Source organism: Arthrobacter sp. Dra40 (assembly GCF_059091905.1).
Window position 1 is genome coordinate 1 of the sequence record NZ_JBNHHB010000499.1, and the last position, 1,258, is coordinate 1,258.

Genomic DNA, 1,258 nt, shown 5'->3' on the forward strand with positions numbered 1-1,258 from the left:
TTCCGAGCACCGCAGAGCGGCCGGACAGCACAGTGATGATCGAAGACGCTCTGTCCGTGTGCCGCGATGTTTGGGCCCAGCATGGGTTGGACCCGGATGATCCTGACGGCGCCGCACATCCAGACCTGCATGACCCCAGCTTTTCCTACCCGGTTCCTGAGCCATTGACTGTATGCGTGCTCAAAGACGGTCGTGCCGCAGTCATCCCCGGGGACGAAAAGGTGTGCGAGTCATTGGGGCTTGTCCTGAAGAGCGACACGGCGGTGCAGCCCCAGAAATGACCTCCCACCTCGTCACGGTGAATACCCGTACGCTTCCTTGGTCGCCATGTACGGGCGGGCACGGCCACGCGCCGTTGACGGGTTGCCCCCACCCCCTCATGCTTGGCGCATGGAAGGATCACCCATGCCCGGGCCTGCAGCAAAGCGGTATACGCGGTTTGCTTGGGCAGGCCTCTTCGCATCGGTCTTTATTGGTGGACTGATTGCTATTCCTTCAGGCCTTAGTCCGCTTTTGGTCATGGGGGTCCTCGCCGCGTTAGGCATGCTCGTCACATTGCCGCTCGCATTGGCAGCAAGGCGAGAGCGGCTAGAACGGGAGCGAGGTCGTTAGCTGCGCTGATACGCCGGAGAGCAGGCGGGTGCGAGACCGCCCGCATACGGGGCTATCCCCACGTTCAACACTAGAGTTCAGACACAGCGTGCAATCTGGAGGTGTTGGAAATGTTTTGGAGGCACAGGGTTCCTGGCGTCGCCGTCTCTGCAGTCCTTGCGGCGGTTGCCCTTACCTCCTGCACCAACGACTGCGGTCCTGCCGTGCTCAGGATCGACAGGGAATCGGTCGAAGCTGGAGGAATGCTCACGGTATCTGCAGGGGCTGCCAGCTGCGATCTGGGGTACCCGGCTTCTAAGACATACTCACTGCAAATCATCGATGAGCACGGAATCGTGGGCCAGCCGGTCATAACGGCAGTCAAACCGGATGGGTCTTTTAGCCAGCCGTTCACGATTCCTGCAGACACCCCGCCGGGGAAGATGACCATACACGTCGCCGGCAGCCCCATGGACGACTGCCGCGATGGAGGTTCCTGCCCCGAGTACAGCATCGAAATCAACGTCACCAGATAAGAAGAAGGCGCATCAGGGGACTGCCTCAAGACGACGCAGTATGTCTCTCTGCTGGCCGGATTAGGAGGGCACCGGCTGAGGCAAGCAGGGCCGGCACGTAGAACCAGCCTATGGATGCTGAACCGATCCAG

2 protein-coding genes are annotated in these 1,258 nt (G+C 60.8%); both read left to right on the forward strand.

The genetic code is table 11. The features are described 5' to 3' along the window. Positions 1-281: hypothetical protein (locus tag AC5RWT_RS37535; RefSeq protein WP_494084643.1), on the forward strand; the 281-nt coding region annotated here is incomplete at its 5' end. Between the two features lie 432 nt (positions 282-713). Then, entirely contained in the window at positions 714-1,127 is a 414-nt protein-coding gene (locus AC5RWT_RS37540; RefSeq protein ID WP_494084644.1) for a hypothetical protein, read from the forward strand. Positions 1,128-1,258 lie beyond the last annotated feature (131 nt).